Source organism: Arthrobacter sp. HMWF013, assembly GCF_003061105.1.
In the GTDB taxonomy this organism is placed as follows: Bacteria; Actinomycetota; Actinomycetes; order Actinomycetales; family Micrococcaceae; genus Arthrobacter.
In genome coordinates, this window is record NZ_QAIQ01000379.1 from 6,005 (window position 1) to 7,524 (window position 1,520).

Genomic DNA, 1,520 nt, shown 5'->3' on the forward strand with positions numbered 1-1,520 from the left:
AAAAACCACCCGGAACTCGCAGGCCGCTACCGGCGCCTCTACGGAACCGGGTCATATGCCTCCAAGGAATACCGAACGTGGCTTGCCGCGAAGGTGCGGTACTTCAAGCAACGGCATGGCTTCTCAGGTTCCCACGGCTTCAGCCACCGTGACCTGGAGGACGATCCCCGCGGCGAGGAAGCGCAGTACCCCGCCGGAAGCCTGCCGAACTCCTGGACCGGTGACTCCAACACAGCAGGGGTGGCCTCGGATCATCCGGCGGAAGGGCTCCGCCAGCAGCCAACGCTTTTCTGAACTGTGTGCGTTGGCCGCGCCGGCCTGGCCTGACGGCGGCGTCAGCGGCCGTGCTCTTCCGGCCGCTGGCCGGCTCAAGACGTCCGGGACGTCAGAGCCTCAGGGCTGATGGAGCGGAGCAGGGCCTGGACGATCGGGTAATCGGCGGGGATCCACGGAAGGCCCAGCACGCCGGCATGGTCCGCCAGCCCTACCCACCGTAATTCGTCGTGGTCCTCAAGGGGGTGCGGTTCGCCGTCAGTGATCTCGGCCAGCCAGACCCGCATGGTGGCACGTGCGTTCAGTGGCCAGCCTGCCTCTGTTTCGCCCGGCAGCTCGGATCCGAGCCGGACTCCGATCCCGAGCTCTTCCCGGAGCTCCCGGTGGAGTGCGGCCTCAGGGGCTTCGCCGGGCTCAATCTTTCCACCCGGAAATTCCCACATCCCGGCGAACTGTTCGGGGGCACTGCGCCGGGCCACGAGCATTCGGGCGGGCTCCGTCAGGGAATCCACCACGGCGCCGCCAACTACCTGTATCAGTCCAGTCACCGCATCATTCTATGGCGGAGGGGCTGCCGGCGCAGGGAGGGCGGTCCGGTGCCGGCACGGCCATAAGGGACAATTTCATGGAGAGACACTCCGGAATCCTTTGAAAAGCAGGCACATGAGCAGCATCGTCCAGACTCCCACTATCCCCCAAAAGGGCACTCCCAGGATCGCGGCCGCCATTTTCGCGCTGGCGATGGGCGGCGTCGGGATCGGGGTCACGGAGTTCACCATGATGGGTCTGCTCCGGGAGGTCGAACAGGGGCTGAACATCAGCACTCCCGAAGCCGGACACCTTATCTCAGCGTACGCACTGGGCGTGGTGGTGGGTGCGCCGCTTCTTGCCGCCGTAGGGGCCCGGCTCCCGCGGAAGCACCTCGCGCTGGGGCTGATGCTCTTCTTCACGCTGGCGAACCTGCTGTCTTACATCGCCCCGGATTACGGGCTGATGCTCGTTTCCCGGTTCGCGGCCGGCCTGCCGCATGGAGCCTTCTTCGGTGTCGCGGCGGTGATTGCAGCGTCGCTCGTTCCCGCAAACCGGCGCGGCTGGGCCATTTCGATGGTGATGGCCGGCCTGTCGGTTTCAAACGTCGTCGGCGTTCCAGCTGCCACCTGGGTAGGCCAGACCTTTGGCTGGCGGCTGCTTTTCCTGCTCGTGGGCGCCATCGGCCTGCTGACGCTTTTCCTGCTCTGGAGGTATGT

At 65.9% G+C, this 1,520-nt stretch carries 2 protein-coding genes and 1 pseudogene; 2 read left to right on the forward strand and 1 reads right to left on the reverse strand.

Going from position 1 to position 1,520, the window contains the following annotated elements; translation table 11 throughout:
* A pseudogene (locus tag DBR22_RS24545) lies at positions 1-294 on the forward strand (Rv2578c family radical SAM protein); the annotation flags it as partial.
* Between the two features lie 74 nt (positions 295-368).
* Here the strand turns inward: DBR22_RS24545 and DBR22_RS14050 are convergent.
* Positions 369-821, reverse strand: a complete 453-nt coding sequence (locus tag DBR22_RS14050; protein ID WP_108599523.1) for a (deoxy)nucleoside triphosphate pyrophosphohydrolase — start codon at positions 819-821, stop codon at positions 369-371.
* A 115-nt stretch (positions 822-936) separates the two neighbouring features.
* On the opposite strand from DBR22_RS14050, the gene DBR22_RS14055 reads away from it, so the two are divergent.
* A partial coding sequence (locus DBR22_RS14055; RefSeq protein ID WP_146187507.1) for an MFS transporter occupies positions 937-1,520 on the forward strand: 584 nt, incomplete at its 3' end.